The organism is Allobosea sp. P2_B12, from assembly GCF_056404835.1.
This window is the reverse complement of the sequence record NZ_JBFUDG010000002.1, coordinates 38785-59615: the sequence shown is the minus strand read 5'-3', so window position 1 is coordinate 59615 and position 20831 is coordinate 38785. Positions and strand designations below refer to the sequence as shown.

Genomic DNA, 20831 nt, shown 5'->3' with positions numbered 1-20831 from the left:
TTTCGCTCCGTCATCAGAACGCTGCAAAGGGCCGGCTTGATGCCGGCCCTTTTCGTTTGTGGCGGTGGATTCGGACATGGCTCCGACGAAAAAGCATTCCTCCCCGTTTCCCACTAGGGACCTGCCATGATCGCGCTCATCGCGAGATATGGCCTGATCGCCAGCCTCTGCACCTATCTCGGCGTGCTGGCCATGCTCTACGTCAAGCAGCGCGAGATGATGTATCCGCGCAATCCCGCCCGCGCCGAGATTGCCGGCGTCGATCTTCCGGCTCTGGAGGAGGTCACGCTGACAGCCGCCGATGGCGAACGGCTGGTCGCCTGGGTGGTGCCGCCGCGCGAGAGCAAGCCCGTGCTGCTGTTCTTCCATGGCAATGCCGGCAATTTCGGCAGGCCGATCCGGCAGGCACGCTTCAAGGCGCTGACCGAGGATGGCACCGGCCTGTTCGCGGTCAATTATCGCGGCTATGGCGGCTCGACCGGCAGCCCGACCGAGGACGGGCTGCATCTCGATGCCCGCGCCGCCTATGGCGGCGCCGTCGAGCGCTTCGGGGCGGGCCGGCTGGTCGGCTATGGCGAATCGCTCGGTACTGGCGTCGTACTGAAGCTCGCAGCCGAGGTTCCCCTCGCAGGGCTCGTGCTGGAGGCACCCTATCTCTCCACCGCCGCCGTGGCGCAGGAGATTTATCCCTTCGTGCCGATCGGCCTGCTGATGCACGACAAGTTCCGCTCGGACACGGTGATCGGCAGCGTGCGCGTGCCGCTGCTCGTCATCCATGGCGAACGCGACGGGGTCGTCCCCTTCGCCCATGGCCTCGCGCTCTACGGCTTTGCAAACGACCCCAAGCGCTTCATCCGGTTTCCGCGCGGCGGGCACGAGGATCTCCCCGCCCATGGCTCCGTACCGGAGATCAGGCGCTTCCTCGCCGAGGTCGCAAGGGGCGGAACGTCAGGGTCCGAGAGCCGGGTTGTGGGGGAGTGAACCATCCATCATTCTCGGGCTCAACCCGAGAATCTCCGGCAAGAGATGCTCGGGTTGAGCCCGAGCATGACGGCCCTTGGCCTCAACTCCGGAACAGCCCGCCGCCGCCGCCCATGCGCGCCTGGCCGGAGCGCGCGGCAGCGTTGTTGCCGTCGAGGCTGAGCGCGCGCTGGTAGCTCTCGCTCGCTTCGGTCTTCTTGCCGAGCTTCTCCTGCGCGAAGCCGCGACCGGCCCAGGCATCGGCATTGCGGTTGTCGACATTGAGCGCGGCGGTGAAATCCTCGAGCGCGGCGTCAAACTTGCCGACCACGTTCAGGCTCTGGCCGCGCGCGATATAGGGCGGCGCGTTGTAGGGGTTGCGGTCAATCACCGAGTCGAAATCCGAGATCGCGTACTGGTGCTGGCCTTCCTTCTGGTAGACCAACCCACGCGCATGGAAGGCCTCGGCAGATTCCGGGTTCAGGCGGATCGCGGTGTTCAGGTCGGCCAGCGCCTGCTGGCTGTTGCCCTGGGCGCGCAGCAAGTTGGCGCGCGCGATATAGGCCGGGGCGTAGTTCGGGGAGGCGGTGGTCGCCTTGTTGAAATCCGCCAGCGCCGCGTCGTTGCGGCCGCTCTGGCGCAAGGCGAGGCCGCGATTCGTATAGGCCGAGGCCAGGTTGGGATTGAGTTGCACCGCCTTGGTGAAATCGGCGATCGCATCCGAGAAGCGGCCGACGCGGGCATAAGCGCTGCCACGCGTGTTGTAGGCGCCGGGATCGTTGGGGTTGCGGCTGATCACTTCCGAGAGCGAGCCGATATTGACGCTGGCATCCGCGGCCGAGGCGGTATCGAGTTCCGCGACCGCCTGCTGGCCTGTCACGCTGGAAAGGGTATCGCAACCTGCGAGCGCGAGCGCCATGCCCGCCGCCGCCAGCCAGTTCCTGCCACGCATCATGCTCTGTTCCATCGGTCCGGTTCCGTGCCTCATCTGCGCCGTCGCCCGAAGCTGGACCGCCGCCGCATCATTCGCGCTCCCCAGCCGACAGCGCCCCTCGAAAGAGAACGCCCGCTTTGTGCCAAGAGTTGGTTAACGCCGCCGGAAAAGCAACAGCGCCCGGAGCGAACTCCAGGCGCGGTCAAATCTTATGCTCTCGCCGCGTGGCTGAAACGCCGCCGCTAAACGATCGAAATCAGGGACGCTTCGGCTTCACCGGCGCCGGCAGCAGGCCTTCGCGCTGGAGCTTCTTGCGGTGCAGCTTGCGGGCGCGGCGGACGGCTTCCGCCTTCTCGCGGGCCTTCTTCTCGGAGGGCTTCTCGTAATGGCCGCGAAGCTTCATCTCGCGGAAAACACCCTCGCGCTGCAGCTTCTTCTTGAGCGCGCGGAGAGCCTGATCGACGTTGTTGTCGCGAACGAGAACCTGCACCGTGAGTGTCCGTCTTTAGCGGGTTGGTCTAAATGGTTTGGGCGGGCGACACTGCGACGCAGGCCTTCCGAAGGATCGTGCGGATACCAGAATTCAGTCTGGCTGTCCACGCTGGAAAAGCCGGAAAATCGCTGAAAACGACGTGCCCGCCACGTTTTACCAGCGAGGCTCAGCCAGCTTCCGGCCAAACCCGCGTGACATGACCCATCTTGCGGCCCGGCCGCGCCGTGCGCTTGCCGTAGAGATGCAGATGCGCGCCGGACTCGGCCAGCAGCTCGCGCCAGCGCAGGGCCGCCTCGCCAACCAGGTTTTCCATCTCGATGCGGCCGCGCCGCGCCGCCGACCCCAGCGGAAAGCCGCAGACGGCGCGGACATGCTGGTGGAACTGCGAGGTCTGCGCACCCTCGCTGGTCCAGTGTCCAGAGTTATGCACGCGCGGCGCGATCTCGTTTACGACGACGCGCTCGGTCGCGCCCTCGCCGACCACGAACAGCTCGACCGCGAAGACGCCGACATAGCCAAGCGCTTCCCCGATCCACCGGGCCGCCTCGATCGCGGCGACTTGCGTCGCGGCCGAAACCTGTGCGGGGACCCGGGTAAAGGCGAGGATGTGGTCGCGATGCTCGTTCTCGCAGAGGTCGAAGGCGGCAAAAGCCCCGTCGTGCCCGCGCGCCGCGACGACCGAGACCTCGCGCGCGAAGGTGACGAAACCTTCGAGCACGGCAGGCTGGCGGCCGATCGCCTCATAGGCCTCCGCGAGATCGGTGCCATCAAGGATCTTGACCTGGCCCTTGCCGTCATAGCCGAAGCGGCGCGTCTTCAGCACGCTGGGGCGGCCGAGCGCGGCGACCGCTGCCTCCAGATCATCAAGCGAATCGACGGCACGGAACGGCGCGACAGCAAGCCCGAGCTCGGCAACGAAACTCTTTTCGCTGAGCCGATCCTGCGTCACCGCCAGCGCCCGCGCTCCGGGATGCAGCGGCTTGCGCTGGCTGAGGAAGGCTGCGGTCGCGGCCGGCACGTTCTCGAACTCGTAGGTCACGACATCGACGGCATCGGCGAAGCGGGCCAGCGCCGCCTCGTCTTCATAGGCCGCGACGGTTCGTGCCGCCGCGACGTCGAAGGCAGGATTCTCGGTCTCGGGCGCGAAGATATGACAGGGTATGCCGAGATCGGCCGCTGCCAGCGCGATCATCCGGGCGAGCTGCCCTCCGCCGATGATGCCGAGGACGGCGCCGGGCGCCATGCCCTCGAAAGGCACGCCCTCGAAGGCCGGCATGCTCACGCCTCGTCCTTGGCCGGGCGCTCGGCGATGGCAGCGCTCTGGCGGGCGCGATAGGCGTCGAGCCGTTCCGCCAGCGCCTCGTCCGACAGCGCCAGCACGGCGGCCGCGAGCAGGGCCGCATTGACCGCCCCGGCCCGGCCGATGGCGAGCGTGCCGACGGGGATGCCGGCCGGCATCTGCACGATCGAGAGCAGTGAGTCCTGCCCCGACAGCGCCTTGGATTCGACGGGAACGCCGAAGACCGGCAGCGGCGTCAGCGAAGCCGTCATGCCCGGCAGATGGGCGGCGCCGCCGGCGCCCGCGATCACCACCTTGAAACCCGCAGCCTTCGCGCCGGTGGCGAATTCGACCATGCGCTGCGGCGTGCGGTGGGCGGAGACGATGCGGTCGTCATGACCGATGCCGAGCGCGTCGAGCGTCTCGGCGGCATGGCGCATCGTCGCCCAGTCGGACTGGCTGCCCATGATGATGGCGACGGGCGCAGATGTGGTGGCCATGACGGTAAGCGCTTCCGGAACGCTGGAGAGGAAGCGCGCGATCTAGACTGCTCGATGCCGCACAGGCAAGCGCCGAATCAGGTCTGGCGCCCTGAATGAACCAGAAAGAACCCCGCGCCGTCATCCCGGGCGCAGCGAAGCGGAGACCCGGGATCCATTCCGGAACGCTACTCCTGAAAGGCTCAGGAATGGATCCCGGATCGGCGCTGCTACGCAGCTTGTCCGGGACGACGGCGCGGCTACGACAAGCAGCGATGACTAACCCGTCGCCACCAGCCCCGCCCGCGCCATCGCAGAGGCCTGGTCCGCCGCCACGGTCTCGACCTTGAAGCCCTCGATCTCCGCCTCGAACAGGCGATGGAAGTTCAGCTCCGCATCGAGATGCAGGAAGACGCCGCCGAGCCCGATTGCGGCCCGGTCCATGAAGACGAATTCGCGCGGCACTTTCACCGGCCCGCGCTTCTTCAGGGCCTGATGCACCTCGAAGGCCTGCCGCCGGCCATATTCGGCCGGGCTGACGCCCTCGGCAATGCGCCTGACGCGATCCTCCAGCAGCGGCCCGTAGATGAAGCGCGCCCAGATGTTGAGCGTATCGACCAGCTCCTTGGTCAGCCCCTGGAAGCCCCAGGTCTCATAGGCATGGACGACGCGGGCATCGTCCCCCTCCAGCAGGCCGCGATAAAGATCGACAACACCGCCGACGAAGGAGGGCGGGAAGATGCGGATGCAGCCATAGTCGAGCAGGTTGATGCCCTCAGCCGCGCCGCCTTCCGAGAACACGGTGTAGTTGCCCAGATGCGGGTCGCCATGGATGACGCCGTGATGGCTGAAGGGCCGCCACCACGCCTTGAACATCGCCGTCGAGATCCGGTCGCGCGCCTGCTGCTCGTCCTGCTTGTGGGTCAGGATGCCGTCGCCCTCGAGCCAGCGCATCGTCAGGAGCCGCCGCGTCGACAGCGAGGCCTCCAGCGCCGGTACGCGCACTTCGGGCGTATCGCCCAGCATCTCCTGATAGAGCGCGATATGCTTGCCCTCTCGCTGGTAGTCGAGCTCCTCGCGGACGCGGGCGCCGATCTCCTTGGCGATCTCGCTGGTGTCGATCACCGGGTCCATCCGGCGATGCAGCGCAAAAAGGATGTCGAGCTGCGAGATATCGGCCTCGACAGCCGATTCCATGTCGGGATATTGCAGCTTGCAGGCGAGCGCCGCGCCGTCCTGCGTGGTCGCGCGATGCACCTGACCCAGCGACGCCGCCGCCGCCGGCTGCAATTCGAAGCTGCCGAAGCGCTCGCGCCAGTTGGCGCCTAGCTCCGCCATCATCCGGCGCTTGACGAAGGCCGCGCCCATCGGCGGCGCCTGCGACTGCAGCTTCTGCAATTCGGCGGCATATTCCGGCGGCACGACATCGGGGATCGTGGCGACGAGCTGCGCCACCTTCATGATCGGGCCCTTGAGCCCGCCCAGCGCCTTGGCCAGCGCCTCGGCATTGGAGGCATTGCGCCCCTCCATCCCGAACAGCCGGGCACCCGCGATCCGGGCCGCCACCCCACCGACATTGGCCCCGACACGCGCATAGCGCGCCGCACGGGCGGAAAAGCGGTTGGCTTCGGAGTCGTGCTCGGACATGGGGCTGGGCGCTTTCTGGTCGGGCCAGTCTCCTATGTAGGATCGGGCTGGCGCGGGGCCAATGTGACGGAGGGTCTCGCAGGCGATGACGGCCGGCTGCGACCCGACGCCAGCAGCGCGGAACAACCGCTCTTAGCGTTCTGGCCGCACAGCGGATGCTTTGACGCAGATCGCAGCATCGAAGCCACGTATGCTCTGGACTCTGACGGTTATCGGGCTCCAGAAGCCGTGGCCTGCCAGAACAGCGATCGTTTTATCGTCGATGACGGTGACGGCGCGTGGGGCGCCTCCCAGATCCCCGATAAATTTCGACCACCATCGTCCAGCTTCTTCCTTGAAGAACATCGCATGGCCGGAATCCACATTGCGGTGGGTCAAACCGAAAAGAACGATCACGCCGTCGTCCCAGGGCAAGATCCCTTTGACGTTGCCGTCTGCAATCTTGAACTCTTGACCATCGAGCCCGCGAAACAGCAGCCGACCGATCCACTCTCCCCTGTCCATGCCGACCAGACGGCCACCTGGCACGTCCAGTTCCATCGGCGCCTTCCCTGTCAGCGTCGGAATGGTATAGCCGCGCCAGACCTGCCAGGTCTCGCTTTGGCAGGGTACAGGCTTCATCTGCGCGAGCGCCGGGACAGCGCCGGCGAGCAAGAGAAGCGCGGCGGTCTGCAAACGACGCACATTCATGAGCGATGTCATCGCGTCCTGCTCTCAATTAGTGATCTGCCGGTTCAGTGCTGGCGCCACAGGCCGCGCAGAAATTGGCCTGTGGGCTGCGCAAGGGCTTGCTACATACGCGACAGGGAGGCCCATGGCGGCTTATCCTGTGATGCCAGATCGCGTCCACGTCGCTTTCCCGAACGCCCGTCAGTTCGAAATAGCGGTCCAGCGCATCGCTGTCGGGAACCTTTCGCCGCGCTTCGGCGAGATCGACGCCATGGCTGGCCCGATAGCGTTGGATGTTCTCGACGTGCCACATCAGCAGGGGATGAATTTGCGCCCATTCCGCTTCGTTGAGCATCGGAATGTCGGCCCGGCATCGCCAGCAATAGAGGATTTTAGCCAAGCGACGGCCTTCCGTTGCACCGATGCCACCAAGCGACCGACTTTTAGTCGGTAATGTGCATGTTGAGAGATGGCGGCAGAACGGGCAAGATGCGCGCGCATCGTAACGGAGCCACGCAAGCCGCGAGATGACCGAAACAAGTCAGCCGACCAAACTCCGAAAGCGTCGCTATCCGTCGCCACGCGTGCATGGGCCGGACGACTTGGCGCGGCATTCCGCCATCGCGCGGCGGGAGTTCTCGCACGCCCATATGTCCGACACGAAATGGCGGAAGCTGTTTGTCGCGCTCCGGCAATGCTGGGGCTTCAGCAAAGCACATAGGGAAAGTGAGTTTATCGCCAAGTTTGTCACAAATCCCGAGCCGATGCCGATCGAACTGCCCTTCCTTCACCCACCGTGGGCATGGGTCGAAACGCAGTACGGCCAGACACCATTACGATCGATCGAATGGCTGGAGTTCGCGGCCGAGATCAGCATCCCCCGGCCAAACAACGTTCCGGCGCGCGTGGTTCGGCGGGACGTCGAGATCGTCGCCAAGGTCGCCGGGCAATTGGGCTGTCACGTCGTGCCGGTGGAGGGCGGAATCCGGATCATGGGATATAGCCGCTGAGCGCATCAGCGTCGCTACCCACCGGGCCCTCGACACCCCTACCGCCCAGCCAACTCTCCCCGCACCTCCGCCACCGTCGCCACGCGCCCGCCCGCCGCCTCGACCAACCGCACCGTCTCCGCCACCAGCGCCGCATTGGTCAGCCCGCAGCCGAACGGCGCATCCTCCAGCCCCGCCCGCACATGCACCCCGCGCGCCACCGCCGCCGGAATCAGCCAGGTCAGATCCACGCCGAGCCCCGCGATCATCACCGGAGCATCGGGCGCGTCCTCCGCCAGCAGCTTCAGATGCGCGTCGAGCGCCCAGTCGCGCGGCGGAAAGCCCCAGGCGAAGGCATCCGAGAACATCAGCCGGTAGATCGGCACCGGCAGGCCGGGATAGGCCTTGGCCAGCGCGGCGCCCAGCCGGGTGAAGCCGGGCTCGTAGATCGCATAGCTCGGATGGATTTTGTGGGCCTGCGCCACCGCCATGCCCTCGCGGATATGCTCGCCGGGGTTTTGGTAGATGAAGCCGGGCTCGCCTTCGGGAATGCCGGCAAAGGTCGTCCAGTTGCAGGAGCCGGGATCGAGCACGCCCCATTCGACCAGCCCGCGCTTCGCAAGCTCCTCCAGATGGGTATAGCGGCCCGAGCCGATCATGTCGCCGGCGTAAGCAGAGCCGAGGATCGGGATCGTCGGATAGATGATGGCGTCGACTTTCGCGCGGATGCCCTCGATCGCCTGCGCATAAAGCTCCCAGTCGTCGCGCTGCCGGCCGGTCTCGACGTCGTAGACATGCAGATGCACGATCGCTGCTCCGGCCTCGACCGCCGCGATTCCGTCCGCGACGATGTCGGGAATCGCGATCGGAATGCCCGGCTGGCGCGCCTTGCCCCAGGGCCCGTTGATCGCGGCCTCGATCCAGATCGGCTTGTTCATGCCGGCGCATCCTTGGGCCAGTTGTCGCGAAGCCAGCGCGTCAGCCCGTCCTCATCGACCTCGCCGGCAGCGAGCGCGAGGATGGCGGCGGCGGCATCCGCGTTCGAAACGGCAAGAGCGACACCGTTCAGACCGAGGAAGGTGACCATGGCAAGCAGCGCGACGCGCTTGTTGCCGTCGAAAAAAGGGTGATTGCGAGCAATGTCAAAGGCATAGCTTGCCGCCAGCGCCGCAAGTTCGCTTTCGCCGTAAGCAAAGCGGTTCATTGGGCGCGCTAGCGCGGATTCAAGCAGGCCGACATCACGAACGCCGTCAGGCCCGCCGAACAGAGCAAGCTGCTCGGTATGGATATCGACAACCGCCTCCAGCACGAGCCAGATGGGCTCGGACGCAGCGTTCATTTTGCGAGTTCGCGCAGCGCTCCCGCATATTGCTTCATGGCCTTGCGCGCGATCGCCATCGTGCGCGCATGCAGATCATCGTAGTGCTTCAGGCGGACACCACCTCCCGGCTGCAGGATGACCTGCAGCTTATCGCCTTCGGAAAATTCGAGTTGCGCCAGCAGTTCTTTAGGCAGGATTAGCCCGAGTGAATTCCCTATCTTGCGAATTTGCAGGATGGCGGCGGCGTCGGTTTCCGGCTTGGTGATCTCGTTCACGGCACTCCTCCAAACAGGTTATACATAACGTATAACACGACAAGATGGCACTTGTCATGATTGGCGTGGCGCATTCTCCCACCGTTGCCAATCCATCCTGTCGCACGTCTAATCACCCTCGTTCATGAGTCAGAGAAGCCGATGCTCGAACGCCGCGCGACCTATGCCGAGACCTTCGACAGCTTCCGCTGGCAGATTCCCGAGCGCTTCAACATCGGCGTCGCCTGCTGCGACCGCCATGCCGACGGCACGGCTAAGTCTGCGCTGATCTATGAGGACGAGGCGACCGGCGTCGCGACGCTCAGCTTCGACAACCTGAAACGTGCCAGCAACCGCATCGCCAACATGCTGCGCGGCCATGGCGTTGCGGGAGGGGAGAGGGTCGGCATCCTGCTGCCGCAGCGGCCCGAGACGGCGATGGCTCATCTCGCCGTCTACAAGCTCGGCGCCATCGCGCTGCCGCTGTTCATCCAGTTCGGCCCCGAGGCGCTGGAACACCGGCTCCAGCACAGTGGCGCCGCAGCCCTAATCACCGATGCCGAAAACCTCCCCAAGATCGAGGCGATCCGCGACGCATTGCCTGATCTGCGGATGATCTTCGTCGTCGATGGCGCAGGCGGTCATCTCGATCTCGCGACCGAAATGGCGAAGGCCTCCGACGATTTTATGCCGGTCGATACCCGCGCCGACGATCCGGCCGTGATCATCTACACCTCCGGCACGACGGGAAAGCCGAAGGGCGCGCTCCATGCCCATCGCGTGCTGCTGGGCCATCTGCCGGGCGTGCAGATGCCGCAGGCCTTCTTCCCGCAGTCCGGCGACCTGTTCTGGACGCCTGCCGACTGGGCCTGGATCGGCGGCCTGCTCGATGTGCTGCTGCCCAGCCTGTATTGCGGGGTGCCGGTGTTGGCCTCGCGCGCCCGCAAATTCGATCCGGAAACCGCCTTCGACCTGATCGCACGGCACAAGGTCCGCAACGCCTTCCTGCCGCCGACCGCGCTGAAGCTGATGCGCCAGGTCCGCGATCCCCGCCGCTTCGGCTATGCCATGCGCTCGATCGGCAGCGGCGGCGAAACGCTCGGCGCCGATATGCTGGACTGGAGCCGCGACACCTTCGGCTTCGCCGTCAACGAGTTCTACGGCCAGACCGAAGCCAATCTGCTGGTTGCCAACTGCGCCGATCTCTTCCCGATCAAGCCGGGCTCGATGGGCCGCGCCGTGCCGGGCCATCGCGTCGCGGTCGTTTCGCCCGAAGGCGATATCCTGCCGCCCGGCGAGGCCGGGCTGATCGCGGTCGCGCAGCCCGATCCGGTGATGATGCTGGAATACTGGCGTCAGCCCGAGGCCACCGCTGCGAAATTCGCCGGTGACTGGCTCCTCACCGGCGACACCGGCACCTGCGACGAGGACGGCTATCTCTGGTTCAAGGGCCGCGACGACGACATCATCTCCTCGGGCTCATACCGCATCGGCCCCGGCGACATCGAGGATTGCATCATCCGCCACCCCGCCGTGCTGATGGTCGCGGTCATCGGCGTGCCCGATCCGGTGCGGACCGAGCTGGTCAAGGCCTTCGTCCTGCCGAAGCCGGGCGTCGAGCCCTCCGACGCACTGGCGGCCGAAATCCAGGCCTTCGTCCGCGAGCGGCTGGCGGCCTACCAGTACCCGCGCGAGGTCGAATTCGTGACGGAACTGCCGATGACGGCGACGGGGAAGATCAGGCGCAAGGATTTGCGGGATATGGAGATCGAGAGGAAACTGGAAGACTGAAGGAAAAGCGCGGGGAACCCCTCTCCTGTAAGGAGAGGGGCAGGGGGAAGTGTCGGCCCCTGGACCAGCAAAGCGCTTCGCGACGACGCGGCGGTGAGGTCTCGGCCACTGTGTCCAACGGCCGACCCCTCACCCTGCCCTCTCCCTCCGGGAGAGGGTTCCCCGCGCCTCACAAACAAGCGGTCAGTTACCCCACCTCCAGCACCAGCTCGAACGTCATCAGCACCGGATTGTCGCCGCGGCTCAGGCGCCCGCTCGCGGTCGCCCCGGTGAAATCGACCAGCGCCACGTCAATCTCGGCCTGCAGGCCTTGACCATCATCCGCGACACGCCCCGAGGTGATCGCGACCTCCGTGGCGAAGTTCTCGACCACCCGGCCATCCTCGAACCGTGCCCCGATGGTCGAGCCGACGCCGCCATGGATCGTGGCGCGACGAATGCCGCGCTCGGTGCAGAACTGCTCCAGCGCGGTCGCGAGGTCGACGTTCGGCCTGACCCGCAGCGCGAAGAAACGTCCCTCCCGCGTCGCGCCGAGCAGCGGCGCCAGCACCGGGCCGAACAGCTTGAAATTCGTCTCGGGGTCGGGCTCGCCCACGAAACCCGCGCCATCGAGACCGACGGCCTCCAGCGTGATCTCTTCCGCCGCCATCGCCTCCTCGGGCAGGATATGGCCGCCGCTGCGCTTGCCCGAGGCTTCGCTCCAGAGGGCATGGCAGTGGAAAAATGGCAGATCGTCGCGTAGCCCGAAGGTCAGCGCTCCCGCCTCGACGCGCGTGATGCCGGGCGGGCGGAAGGTCTCGCTGTAGAAGGCGGCGTGCTCGGGTGTCTTCGACAGCGCCGGCATGACATAGGCGAAGGGGCCAAGCGCAAGACCGTCGATCCGTGCGACGCCGCTGGTGAAACCCGCCGCTGCGAAACTGCGCCTGATCGCCTCGAGCAGCGGCAGGCCGGCCTGAAGCGTCATCTGGAACCGCAGGCCATGGCTCTCGACGAAGACGATGCGCTCGGGCGCTGCGGGACCGGGCTGTTCGATGCGTCTCAAGAAGCGCTCCTCAGCCAGTCCAGTTGTCCGCGCGCCTCGAGTTCGTCGCGCACCAGGCGCTTGGGCACCTTGCCATAGCCCGATTTCGGCAGGGCGTCCCAGAAGAAGAAGCGCTTGGGCATCTTGTAGCGGGCGATCTTCTCGGAGAGGAAGCCGGCGATCTCGGCCTCGCTCGCTTGCGCACCGCCCCGGCAGACGCAGACGGCCACCCCGATCTCGCCCCAGACCGGATCGGGCAGGCCCAGCACCGCGACCTCGGCGATAGCGGGATGGGTCAGGATCTTCTCTTCGATCTCGCGCGGATAGATGTTCGAGCCGCCGGAGATGTACATGTCCGAGGCGCGCCCGGTGATGTAGACGAAGCCCTGCCCGTCGACATGGCCGAGATCGCCGGTGCGGAACCAGCCATCGCGGAACGACTTCGCATTGGCCTCCGGGTTGTCGTAATAGCCCGCGAAGACGGCCGGCCCGATGACGCAGATTTCGCCTTGGACGCCCGGCTCGACTTCTCGGCCCTCCTCGTCCTGGATCTGCACCTGCATCGCCGTGCGCGCGAAGCCGCAGCTGCCGATGCGCGCATGCGGCCCGTCCTCCGCATCGTGCAGCGAAGGCGGCAGCACCGTGATGTTGCCGGTGACCTCGCCCAGCCCGAAATACTGCACCAGCACCGGGCCGAGCTTCGCCAGCGCCCGCTTCTGATCCTCGCGATACATCGGCGCTCCCGCATAGATGACATAGCGCAGCGACGAATGGTCGTGCATGTCGACCGCCGGATGCTCGACCAGCATCTTCAGAATCGTCGGCACCGTGAACAGGCTGGTGACGCGGTGGCGCGCGATCAGCCGCCAGGCCTCGTCGATGTCGAAACGCTCCGTCGGCAAAAGGATCGAGGCCGCGCCGCGCGCCGCCAGCATCAACTGGTGCACGCCCGCGCCATGCGACAGCGGCGCCACCACCAGCGAGGAATCCGCCTCGGTCGTTCCGGGAACGAGATCGCAGAGATGGTTGGTGATGACGAAGCCCATCTGGCCATGGGTCAGCACGGCGGCCTTGGAGCGCCCGGTCGTGCCGGAGGTGAAGAAGAACCAGCAAGGGTCGTCATGCTCGACCGCCACATCCGTGACGCGCTCGCCGAGATGACGCGCGATCACGGCGCCGACCTCGTCCTCGCCGAAGCCGCCCGGCCCGATCCGCCAGGTGAACTCCGGCGCAGGCGAAGCGGCCGCGACGGCCGCTGCATGGTCCGGGAAGTCGCCATGGCAGAGGAAGGCCTTCGCCCCCGACGAGGTCGAGAGATAGGCGACCTCGTCGGGCAGCAGCCGAAAATTCGTCGGCACCCAGACGGCGCCCAGCCGGAACGTTGCGAACATCGACACGAACATCGCGTCGCAGTTCTTGGAGTGAACCAGGATGCGGTCGCCCTTGCCGATGCCGCGCGCCCGCAGGCCCGCGGCTAGCGCCGAGACCTGCGCGTCGAGATCAGCCCAGCCCAGCGTCAGGTCGCCCCAGACGAAAGCCGGATGCCCGGCGAACCGCCGCGCATTCTGCGCCGCGATATGGCCAAGATTCATCACCCGCCGCGTCATCGGGATGACGCCGCCGGGCGGAACGGTTGAAGACAACGATTCAGCCATGTCAGGCGCTCCCATGTCGAAATTGCTTCAGCTCAGCCCAGCCATCGCGAACAACCGCGCCGTCATCCCGGACGCAGCGAAGCGGAGATCCGGGATCCATGCCTGAACCGTTCCGGAATGGATCCCGGGTCTCCCTGCGGTCGCCCGGGATGACTCGCGCTTTGGGTCCAGCCCCGGCAGCGGTTCGAACCGATACGCTCCACCCCGTCATGCCCGCCTTGCCTCGATCGGCACAGCCGCGGGCCGGCCGATCCCGCCCGTCGTCTTGCGCCCCGACACGAACATCTCGACCAGCAACCGCTCCATCCGGGCGACCTCCTGCGCGAGATGACCGGCGAGTTCCTGCTGCCGCTCCGGCTGCATGCGGCTGTCGATCGCGGCCAGACTCAGCGCACCAGCGACGCGCCCGTCGGGATAGCGGAACGCCGCGCCGATACCCCAGGAACTGGCGACCAGCCGGCCCGGATTGACCGCGAAACCGCGCTGCCGCGCGAGCCCAAGATCGCCTCGGATCAGCTCCGGCGCGAAGCCCGGATAACGCGTCAGCAGGACCGGCGCATTGGCGGCGATGATCCGGTCCACATCATCGTCGGGCAGCGCCGCCAGCATGGCGAGCGAACCCGCACCGACCCCGAGCGGATGCTGCAGTCCGGCCTGAAGCGCATGGGTCCGCACCGGATAGGTGCCCTCCTCCCGATGCAGACAGACGGAGTAGTTTTCGCGCCGCACCGACAGGAAGCTCGTATCCATGGTAACAGTCGAGAGCCGGCGCAGGCTCTCCATCGCCAGTTCGAGCAGACCGTGCCGCCGCGCCGCCAGCACGCCGAGCACGAAAGCCTCCTCGCCGAGGCAGTAATGCCGCGTTTGCGGCTCCTGCTCGACCAAGCCTGCCCGCATCAGCGCCAGCAGCAGCCGTCGCGCCGTCGGCTTGTTGAGCCCGCTGCCGGTCACGATCTCGGCCAGCGGCAGCCCGCCAGCCGGCTCGCGGCCGATCAGCGCGAGCAGCCGCAGGGCGCGGTCGACGCTCTGCGAGCCGGACATTGCGGCGCGCGGCTGGTTGATGGCTTCCACCTTGGCTTCCTAAAGCCGATCCACGATATGGACCTTGTTCTTGTTTCTGAAGCCTAGATCGCCCCTTTGCGGATTGCAATGCGGTGCCTGTCGTGTAATCTCCGCGCCAACCTGATGTGATCTCGGTCACAGTATGGACCGCGCCGACGGCTGCTCGACAAGCCACCCAAGATCGGCGCGCATGGGAGGATGAACCGATGTCGACGCAGGCAACCCGCAAGGGCGCCGGCTCCGTGCCCGCCACCACTGCGCCGCTGGCTGACCTGATGGTCGGCACGCTCTGCGCCATCGCTCGGGGCTGAGCCGGACGATGGTCGACGTCGCCGACAGGATCGCCCTGCCCGAAGGGCTTGCGGATATCGAGGATGTCCGTCCCGGCTCCCCGATCATGCGCCCGGTCGAGTTCATCGCCGCGGTACTGGTCGCGCTGATCATCGGCGTGCTGCTGCTCGGCGTCACCTCGCGCTATGTCTTCTCGCTGCCGGTGATCTGGATCGACGAGGTCGCCTCGATCTCGTTTCTCTGGCTCGCCATGCTCGGCTCGGCCATCGCGATCGACCGCAACGAGCATCTGCGGCTGACGCTCTTCGTCGGCATGATGCCGGAGCGCCTGCGCGGCTTCGCCAACACCTTTGCGCTGCTGGTCATCGCCGCCTTCCTGCTGGCGATGGTCTATCCGGCGATCGACTATGCGATCGAGGAGAGCTTCGTCACCTCGGCGGCTCTGAACATCCCCAATAGCTGGCGCGTCTCGGCGCTGGCCACCGGCATCATCCTGATGACGCTGCTGGCGATACGGCATGCGATCAGGACCTCGACCCTGCGCGATCTCGTGCTGGCGACTGCGCTGGTCGTCGCCATCGGCATCGCCTTCTGGCTGCTGACGCCGACCTTCAAGGGGCTGGGCTACGGCAACATCCTGATCTTCCTGCTCGGCGTCGTCGCGCTTTGTCTGGTGGCCGGCGTGCCGATCGCCTTCTGCTTCGGCATGGGCACCCTCTGTTTCCTCGCCTTCTCCACCAGCGTGCCGATGATCGTCATGGTCGGCCGCATGGATGAAGGCATGTCGAGCATCATCCTGCTCTCGGTGCCGATCTTCGTGCTGCTCGGCTGCGTGCTCGATGCCACCGGCATGGGCAAGGCGATCGTCGATTTCCTCGCCTCGATGCTCGGCCATGTTCGCGCCGGCATGTCCTATGTGCTGCTCGGCTCGCTCTTCCTGGTCTCGGGCATTTCGGGCTCGAAGGTCTCCGACATGGCGACGGTCGCGCCCGCGCTCTTCCCCGAGATGAAGCGACGCGGCTACCAGCCCAAGGAGCTGATCGCCCTGCTCGCCACCGGCGCGGCGATGGCCGACACCGTGCCGCCCTCGATCGTGCTGATCGTGCTCGGCTCGGTCGCCGGCGTTTCGATAGCCGGCCTGTTCAACTCCGGCTTCGCCATCGCCATGGTGCTGCTGCTGGCCTTGGCGGTGCTCGCCCGCTGGAAGGCGCGCAAGGAGGACATGCAGGGCGTGCGCCGCGTCTCGCTGGCCGTCATCGGCAAGACCGCGCTGATCGCAGGCCCGGCGCTCGTCCTTCCCTTCATCATCCGCGGCGCGGTCGGCGGCGGCGTCGCCACCGCCACCGAGGTCTCGACCATCGCGGTGCTCTACGCGCTGATCATCGGCATGATCCTGTATGGCGGCATCAGCCGGCGCAAATTTTACGCGATGTTCGTCGAGACCGCCGCGCTGTCGGGCGCGATCCTGATGATCCTCGGCACCGCGCTCGCCATGGCCTGGGCCCTGACCCAGACCGGCTTTGCCCGCGACCTCGCGAACTTCATGGTGGGCCTGCCGGGCGGCTGGCTGACCTTCATGGCGGTGACGATCGTCGTCTTCATGATCCTCGGCTGCGTGCTCGAGGGCTTACCTGCCATCGTGCTGATGGCGCCGCTGATGTTCCCGATCGCCAAGAACCTCGGCATCAACGACGTGCATTATTCGATGGTGGTGGTCACGGCCATGAATATCGGCCTGATGACGCCGCCGATCGGCATCGGCTTCTACATCGCCTGCAAGATCGGCAACGTCTCGCCCGACGAGGCGATGGGCGCGATCTGGCCCTATCTGATCGCGCTCCTGGCCGGCCTCGTCATCATCGCGGTGGTGCCGGGCATCTCGACCTGGGTGCTGTGACGGAGACACGCGACACCGACGGCACCCGAACAACCACTTCCCGGCAACGACCGGGTGGATTCACGAACGACAACGCATTTCCGGGAGAAACGACCATGACCATTTCACGCCGCACCCTGCTGCAGGGCACAGCCGCAGCCTCCGCGATCGGGACCTTCCACATCGGCTCAGCCTCCGCGCAGACGCCCGAGTTCGCTTACAAGTACGCCAACAACCTGCCCGTCGCGCATCCGATGAACATCCGCGCCAACGAGGCGGTCGAGAAGATCAAGGAGCAGACCAAGGGCCGCGTCGCGATCCAGATCTTCCCGAACAACCAGCTCGGCTCCGACACCGACATGCTGAGCCAGGTCCGCTCCGGCGGCGTCGAGTTCTTCACGCTCTCGCCGCTGATCCTCTCGACGCTCGTGCCCAACGCCTCGGTCTCGGGCATCGGCTTCGCCTTCCCCAATTATGACGCCGTCTGGAAGGCGATGGATGGCGAACTCGGCGCCTATGTTCGCGGCCAGATCGGCAAGGCCAACCTCGTCGTCATGGACAAGATCTGGGACAACGGCTTCCGCCAGATGACCTCGTCCAAGGGCCCGATCAACACGCCCGACGACCTGAAGGGCTTCAAGATCCGCGTGCCCGTCTCGCCGCTCTGGACCTCGATGTTCACCGCCTTCCAGTCTGCTCCCGCCTCGATCAACTTCGCCGAGGTCTACACCGCGCTGCAGACCAAGATCGTCGACGGCCAGGAGAACCCGCTCGCGATCATCTCGACCGCCAAGCTGTTCGAGGTGCAGAAATATCTCTCCGTCACCAACCACATGTGGGACGGCTTCTGGTTCCTCGGCAACAAGCGCGCCTGGGAGCGTCTGCCGGAGGATCTGCGTGCGATCGTGGCGAAGAACCTCAACGACGCCGCCGAGCTGGAACGCGCCGATGTCGCCAAGCTCAACGCCGGATTGCGCGAGGAACTCACGGGCAAGGGCATGGTCTTCAACGACACCAAGGCCGATCCCTTCCGCGACGCCCTGCGCAAGGCGGGCTTTTACGCCGAATGGAAGAAGAAGTATGGCGACGAGGCCTGGGCAATCCTGGAAAAGGCCGTCGGCGGCTCGCTGAGCTGAGGCTTTTGAACACCCGCGCCGTCATCCTGGACGAGCCGCGTAGCGGCGCAGCTCCGGGATCCATCATAGGGCGACGTCGGCACCCTATGATGGATCCCGGGACGGCCTGCGGCCGCCCAGGATGACGGCTCGGTTCCACCACGACACGAAAGACTGCACCATGGCCGACCGGCTCAAGGGCAAGATCGCCATCGTCTTCGGCGCCGGCTCCTCCGGCGAAGGCTGGGGCAACGGCAAGGCGGCGGCCGTCGCCTATGCCCGCGAAGGCGCCCGCATCGCCTGCATCGACATCAGCCAGGAAGCCGCCGACGAGACCGCCGCGATCATCAATGGCGAGGGCGGCGTTGCCATCGCGCTGGCGGCGGACGTTACGCAGCAAGCCTCGATCGACGCCGTCGTCGCCGCCACGATGACGCGCTTCGGCCGCATCAACATCCTGCACAACAATGTCGGCGTGACCCATATGGGCGGGCCGGTCGAACTCTCCGAGGAGCAGTTCAAGGCGGCGATCGACCTCAATCTCGGCCCGGTCTATCGCTGCTCCAAGGCCGTCATCCCGCATATGCTGGCAGGCGGCGGCGGCGCGATCGTCAACATCTCCTCGATCGCCGCGATCCGCTGGGTCGGCTACCCTTATTTCGCCTATTACGCCACCAAGGCGGCGGTGAACCAGGCGACGGTCGCGCTCGCGATGCAATATGCCCGACAGGGCATCCGGGCGAACTGCATCATGCCCGGGCTGATCGACACGCCGATGATCTACAAGCAGATTTCCGGGCAATACGCCTCGGCCGACGAAATGGTCGCCGCCCGCGACGCGCTGGTGCCGATGGGCAAGATGGGCACCGCCTGGGACATCGCTAATGCGGCGGTGTTCCTGGCCTCCGACGAGGCCAAGTTCATCACCGGTGTCTGCCTGCCCGTCGATGGCGGCCAGACATGCTCGATCGGGGTCATGGGGTAGGTTTCGGCTTCAATTGACGCTCTGAAACACGCCGTCATCCTGGGGCGACCGGAGGTCGTCCCGGGATCCATCATAGGGATCGACATTGCCCTTTGATGGATCCCGGAGCTGCGCCGCTGCGCGGCTCGTCCAGGATGACGGCGAGGTTCCGAGCCAGTTTCTGGCCTCACCCCCGCCGAGCGATCCAGTCCGCCAGCGGCCCCGCCAACCCCGTGCTCTCCTTGCCCGCCGGCCGCCTGAAGCTGCCCTCGCGCGCCTTGAGCGGGCGCAGCAGCGCCAGCGTCTCGGCCTGCTTCACCGCTGCCTGGACCTGGTCGATCACGGGCACCGAGATGCGCTCGCGTACCTTCGCGGCGAGCCCCGCCAGCGGCGCGCCGGCCAGGATCACCACATCAGCCTGCGTGCTCGCGACAGCGTCGTTGGCGAGCGACACCAGCAGCTCCTCCTTCTCTTCCTGGACATCGGAGATCGAGCGGAAGGCGCCGTCCAGCATGCGGATGCCGGCGCAACGATCGGCCATGCCATGCATCTCGACGCATTCCTGGTACCAGGGCCCAAGCGCCGTCGCGAAGGTGACGATGGCGAAGCGCCGCCCGAGCATGCAGGCGGTCAGCATCGCCGCCTCCGCCATGCCGACGACCGGAACCTCGAACAATTCGCGCGCCGCCATCAACCCGGGATCACCGAAGGCGGCAATCACCGCCGCGTCATAGCTTCCCGCTTGCTCGGCCAGCATCTCCAGCGCGATCGCGCCGCCGATCTGCGCCTCCGCCCGCGTCGAGATATAGGGCACGCCGCGCGGCGCCGTCGCCGGCACGATCTCCGTGCCCGGCGCGACAACCTGCGCGGCCGCGTCGACGAGGAGCGTGGTCAGGCTCTCGCTGGTGTTGGGGTTGAGCAGCAGGATCTTCATCGGTCACCGTCCATGGCGAGCCGGCCGGTGCCGGCTGTCCGCGCCACGACAGACACCGTGCCACGCTTGCGCGCGAGAGTAGCAGCTTGCGTGCCATAACCGGCTCCGCCGGCTCGGACAGGCCGCCGAGGCCGCGAGCGATATTCCAGCCATGGAACACTTGATCCATTCCGCCCGCGCTGCCAGAACGGCAATGGACATTCCGGAGACCGGGAGACGCATTCTGATGGATGACGGGACGGCCCCCGGGCTCCCGCGCGATTTCGACGGGCTGAGGGCGCTGATCCTCAGCCGCCGCCAGTCGCTGCCGAAACGCATTGCCCAGGTCGCGGCCTACGCACTCGACAATCCCGACGAGATCGCCTTCGGGACCGCCGCCAGCATCGCGATCGCGGCCGGCGTCCAGCCCTCGACGCTGGTGCGATTCGCCCAGCATCTCGGCTTCGACGGCTTCACCAGCCTGCAGACGGTGTTCCGCGAGCGCCTGCGCGAGCGCAATTCGAGCTATGAGGAGCGCCTCAGCCAGCTTCGCGCCGATGTCGGCGGCAACGGCGCCAACCACCGCATCCTCGAAGGCTTCCTGACCGCGTCGGGCACCTCGCTCGACCTGCTGGCGCGCTCCCTCGACGAAGCGGCCCTCGACCGCGCCATTGCGGCGCTGGCCAGCGCCGAGACGATCTACATCCTCGCGCGGCGCCGCTCCTACCCGGTCGCGAGCTACATGGCCTATGCGCTCGGCAAGCTCGGCGTTCGCTACCAGCTCGTCGAATCGGCGGCGGGTCTCAGCCCCGAGATCCTGTCCTTCGCCACGAAGCGGGACATCGCGCTGGCGGTCAGCTTCTCGCCCTATGCGGCGGAGACGATCGACGAGGCGCGCGTGCTCTGCGAGCGCAATGTCCCGGTCATCGCCATCACCGACAGCGCCTTTTCGCCGCTGGTCCAGTTCGCCAGGATCTGGTTCGAGGTCGCGGAGGCCGATTTCGGCGGCTTCCGCACGCTGTCCGCGACGATGGCCCTGTCGATGGCGCTGGCCGTGGGCATCGGCGACGCCCGCCGCGACCGCAAGCCCGGCAAGGACCGCCGAGGCTGAACGGCGA

General features: G+C 66.4%; 21 protein-coding genes. 7 read left to right on the top strand and 14 right to left on the bottom strand.

Annotation, left to right across the window (positions count from 1 at the left end; translation table 11 throughout):
* Positions 1-126 precede the first annotated feature (126 nt).
* On the top strand, positions 127-981 hold the full coding sequence (locus AC1DYU_RS05480; protein ID WP_476790757.1) for an alpha/beta hydrolase: 855 nt from the start codon (positions 127-129) through the stop codon (positions 979-981).
* 82 nt (positions 982-1063) lie between these two features.
* Here the strand turns inward: AC1DYU_RS05480 and AC1DYU_RS05475 are convergent, their stop codons facing one another.
* From AC1DYU_RS05475 to AC1DYU_RS05445, 7 genes are all read right to left on the bottom strand, one after another.
* Positions 1064-1927, bottom strand: a complete 864-nt coding sequence (locus AC1DYU_RS05475; protein WP_158484338.1) for a tetratricopeptide repeat protein — start codon at positions 1925-1927, stop codon at positions 1064-1066.
* Positions 1928-2150: 223 nt separating this feature from the next.
* Complete coding sequence (rpsU, locus tag AC1DYU_RS05470) at positions 2151-2384, bottom strand: 30S ribosomal protein S21 (protein ID WP_054208533.1); 234 nt, start codon at positions 2382-2384, stop codon at positions 2151-2153.
* 169 nt (positions 2385-2553) lie between these two features.
* Positions 2554-3663 carry a 5-(carboxyamino)imidazole ribonucleotide synthase gene (locus AC1DYU_RS05465; protein WP_476790756.1) on the bottom strand — a complete coding sequence of 370 codons (1110 nt, stop codon included), beginning with the start codon at positions 3661-3663 and terminating at the stop codon, positions 2554-2556.
* A gap of 2 nt (positions 3664-3665) precedes the next feature.
* Entirely contained in the window at positions 3666-4166 is a 501-nt protein-coding gene (gene purE / locus AC1DYU_RS05460; protein WP_476790755.1) for a 5-(carboxyamino)imidazole ribonucleotide mutase, read from the bottom strand.
* A 258-nt stretch (positions 4167-4424) separates the two neighbouring features.
* Positions 4425-5792 (bottom strand): ABC1 kinase family protein, encoded by a 1368-nt coding sequence (locus tag AC1DYU_RS05455; protein WP_476790754.1) that lies wholly within the window; start codon positions 5790-5792, stop codon positions 4425-4427.
* A 132-nt stretch (positions 5793-5924) separates the two neighbouring features.
* Complete coding sequence (locus tag AC1DYU_RS05450; protein ID WP_476790753.1) at positions 5925-6494, bottom strand: hypothetical protein; 570 nt, start codon at positions 6492-6494, stop codon at positions 5925-5927.
* 16 nt (positions 6495-6510) lie between these two features.
* Positions 6511-6861, bottom strand: a complete 351-nt coding sequence (locus AC1DYU_RS05445) for a hypothetical protein (protein WP_476790752.1) — start codon at positions 6859-6861, stop codon at positions 6511-6513.
* Positions 6862-6988: 127 nt separating this feature from the next.
* On the opposite strand from AC1DYU_RS05445, the gene AC1DYU_RS05440 reads away from it, so the two are divergent.
* A complete protein-coding gene (locus AC1DYU_RS05440) occupies positions 6989-7471 on the top strand; it encodes a DUF6678 family protein (protein ID WP_476790751.1) in 483 nt (160 codons plus the stop codon).
* 38 nt (positions 7472-7509) lie between these two features.
* On the opposite strand, the gene AC1DYU_RS05435 is transcribed toward AC1DYU_RS05440, so the two are convergent.
* Genes AC1DYU_RS05435 through AC1DYU_RS05425 form a run of 3 tightly spaced genes read right to left on the bottom strand, consistent with a single transcriptional unit; the run spans position 7510 to position 9046 of the window.
* Positions 7510-8388: a beta-keto acid cleavage family enzyme gene (locus tag AC1DYU_RS05435; protein WP_476790750.1), complete on the bottom strand. Its 879-nt coding sequence runs from the start codon at positions 8386-8388 to the stop codon at positions 7510-7512.
* Positions 8385-8789, bottom strand: a complete 405-nt coding sequence (locus AC1DYU_RS05430) for a type II toxin-antitoxin system death-on-curing family toxin (protein ID WP_476790749.1) — start codon at positions 8787-8789, stop codon at positions 8385-8387. Before AC1DYU_RS05430 ends, AC1DYU_RS05435 begins: the two co-directional genes overlap by 4 nt.
* Positions 8786-9046: an AbrB/MazE/SpoVT family DNA-binding domain-containing protein gene (locus AC1DYU_RS05425; protein WP_476790748.1), complete on the bottom strand. Its 261-nt coding sequence runs from the start codon at positions 9044-9046 to the stop codon at positions 8786-8788. The genes AC1DYU_RS05430 and AC1DYU_RS05425 overlap by 4 nt, the downstream gene beginning before the upstream one ends.
* 141 nt (positions 9047-9187) lie before the next feature.
* On the opposite strand from AC1DYU_RS05425, the gene AC1DYU_RS05420 reads away from it, so the two are divergent.
* Positions 9188-10816 carry an acyl-CoA synthetase gene (locus tag AC1DYU_RS05420; protein ID WP_476790747.1) on the top strand — a complete coding sequence of 543 codons (1629 nt, stop codon included), beginning with the start codon at positions 9188-9190 and terminating at the stop codon, positions 10814-10816.
* Between the two features lie 187 nt (positions 10817-11003).
* On the opposite strand, the gene AC1DYU_RS05415 is transcribed toward AC1DYU_RS05420, so the two are convergent.
* The 3 genes from AC1DYU_RS05415 to AC1DYU_RS05405 all read right to left on the bottom strand — a co-directional run bounded on the left by AC1DYU_RS05415 (position 11004) and on the right by AC1DYU_RS05405 (position 14533).
* Entirely contained in the window at positions 11004-11858 is an 855-nt protein-coding gene (locus AC1DYU_RS05415) for a PCC domain-containing protein (RefSeq protein ID WP_476790746.1), read from the bottom strand.
* Positions 11855-13492 (bottom strand): acyl-CoA synthetase, encoded by a 1638-nt coding sequence (locus tag AC1DYU_RS05410; RefSeq protein ID WP_476790745.1) that lies wholly within the window; start codon positions 13490-13492, stop codon positions 11855-11857. Before AC1DYU_RS05410 ends, AC1DYU_RS05415 begins: the two co-directional genes overlap by 4 nt.
* A gap of 207 nt (positions 13493-13699) precedes the next feature.
* Positions 13700-14533: an IclR family transcriptional regulator gene (locus AC1DYU_RS05405; protein ID WP_476791302.1), complete on the bottom strand. Its 834-nt coding sequence runs from the start codon at positions 14531-14533 to the stop codon at positions 13700-13702.
* Between the two features lie 340 nt (positions 14534-14873).
* Between AC1DYU_RS05405 and AC1DYU_RS05400 the strand changes: the two genes are divergently transcribed.
* The 3 genes from AC1DYU_RS05400 (at position 14874) to AC1DYU_RS05390 (ending at position 18821) form a co-directional block, all read left to right on the top strand.
* Positions 14874-16742, top strand: coding sequence for a TRAP transporter large permease (locus AC1DYU_RS05400; protein WP_476790744.1), 1869 nt, complete (start codon positions 14874-14876; stop codon positions 16740-16742).
* 95 nt (positions 16743-16837) lie between these two features.
* On the top strand, positions 16838-17857 hold the full coding sequence (locus AC1DYU_RS05395) for a TRAP transporter substrate-binding protein (RefSeq protein ID WP_476790743.1): 1020 nt from the start codon (positions 16838-16840) through the stop codon (positions 17855-17857).
* 160 nt (positions 17858-18017) lie between these two features.
* Positions 18018-18821, top strand: a complete 804-nt coding sequence (locus AC1DYU_RS05390; protein WP_476790742.1) for an SDR family NAD(P)-dependent oxidoreductase — start codon at positions 18018-18020, stop codon at positions 18819-18821.
* Between the two features lie 166 nt (positions 18822-18987).
* On the opposite strand, the gene AC1DYU_RS05385 is transcribed toward AC1DYU_RS05390, so the two are convergent.
* Positions 18988-19734, bottom strand: a complete 747-nt coding sequence (locus tag AC1DYU_RS05385) for an aspartate/glutamate racemase family protein (RefSeq protein WP_476790741.1) — start codon at positions 19732-19734, stop codon at positions 18988-18990.
* 226 nt (positions 19735-19960) lie between these two features.
* Here AC1DYU_RS05385 and AC1DYU_RS05380 point away from each other — a divergent pair, with 226 nt between their 5' ends.
* A complete protein-coding gene (locus AC1DYU_RS05380; protein WP_476790740.1) occupies positions 19961-20824 on the top strand; it encodes a MurR/RpiR family transcriptional regulator in 864 nt (287 codons plus the stop codon).
* Positions 20825-20831: the final 7 nt, after the last annotated feature.

What these genes read in the sequence shown, in the direction of transcription:
- AC1DYU_RS05435 (WP_476790750.1), bottom strand. Translation starts at nt 8,388, where the DNA reads ATGAACAAGCCGATCTGGATCGAGGCCGCGATCAACGGGCCCTGGGGC.
- purE (WP_476790755.1), bottom strand. Translation starts at nt 4,166, where the DNA reads ATGGCCACCACATCTGCGCCCGTCGCCATCATCATGGGCAGCCAGTCC.
- AC1DYU_RS05380 (WP_476790740.1), top strand. Translation starts at nt 19,961, where the DNA reads ATGGATGACGGGACGGCCCCCGGGCTCCCGCGCGATTTCGACGGGCTG.
- AC1DYU_RS05480 (WP_476790757.1), top strand. Translation starts at nt 127, where the DNA reads ATGATCGCGCTCATCGCGAGATATGGCCTGATCGCCAGCCTCTGCACC.
- AC1DYU_RS05475 (WP_158484338.1), bottom strand. Translation starts at nt 1,927, where the DNA reads ATGGAACAGAGCATGATGCGTGGCAGGAACTGGCTGGCGGCGGCGGGC.
- AC1DYU_RS05420 (WP_476790747.1), top strand. Translation starts at nt 9,188, where the DNA reads ATGCTCGAACGCCGCGCGACCTATGCCGAGACCTTCGACAGCTTCCGC.
- AC1DYU_RS05395 (WP_476790743.1), top strand. Translation starts at nt 16,838, where the DNA reads ATGACCATTTCACGCCGCACCCTGCTGCAGGGCACAGCCGCAGCCTCC.
- AC1DYU_RS05465 (WP_476790756.1), bottom strand. Translation starts at nt 3,663, where the DNA reads ATGCCGGCCTTCGAGGGCGTGCCTTTCGAGGGCATGGCGCCCGGCGCC.
- AC1DYU_RS05385 (WP_476790741.1), bottom strand. Translation starts at nt 19,734, where the DNA reads ATGAAGATCCTGCTGCTCAACCCCAACACCAGCGAGAGCCTGACCACG.
- AC1DYU_RS05440 (WP_476790751.1), top strand. Translation starts at nt 6,989, where the DNA reads ATGACCGAAACAAGTCAGCCGACCAAACTCCGAAAGCGTCGCTATCCG.
- AC1DYU_RS05410 (WP_476790745.1), bottom strand. Translation starts at nt 13,492, where the DNA reads ATGGCTGAATCGTTGTCTTCAACCGTTCCGCCCGGCGGCGTCATCCCG.
- AC1DYU_RS05430 (WP_476790749.1), bottom strand. Translation starts at nt 8,789, where the DNA reads ATGAACGCTGCGTCCGAGCCCATCTGGCTCGTGCTGGAGGCGGTTGTC.
- AC1DYU_RS05450 (WP_476790753.1), bottom strand. Translation starts at nt 6,494, where the DNA reads ATGACATCGCTCATGAATGTGCGTCGTTTGCAGACCGCCGCGCTTCTC.
- AC1DYU_RS05390 (WP_476790742.1), top strand. Translation starts at nt 18,018, where the DNA reads ATGGCCGACCGGCTCAAGGGCAAGATCGCCATCGTCTTCGGCGCCGGC.
- AC1DYU_RS05405 (WP_476791302.1), bottom strand. Translation starts at nt 14,533, where the DNA reads ATGTCCGGCTCGCAGAGCGTCGACCGCGCCCTGCGGCTGCTCGCGCTG.
- AC1DYU_RS05400 (WP_476790744.1), top strand. Translation starts at nt 14,874, where the DNA reads ATGGTCGACGTCGCCGACAGGATCGCCCTGCCCGAAGGGCTTGCGGAT.
- AC1DYU_RS05455 (WP_476790754.1), bottom strand. Translation starts at nt 5,792, where the DNA reads ATGTCCGAGCACGACTCCGAAGCCAACCGCTTTTCCGCCCGTGCGGCG.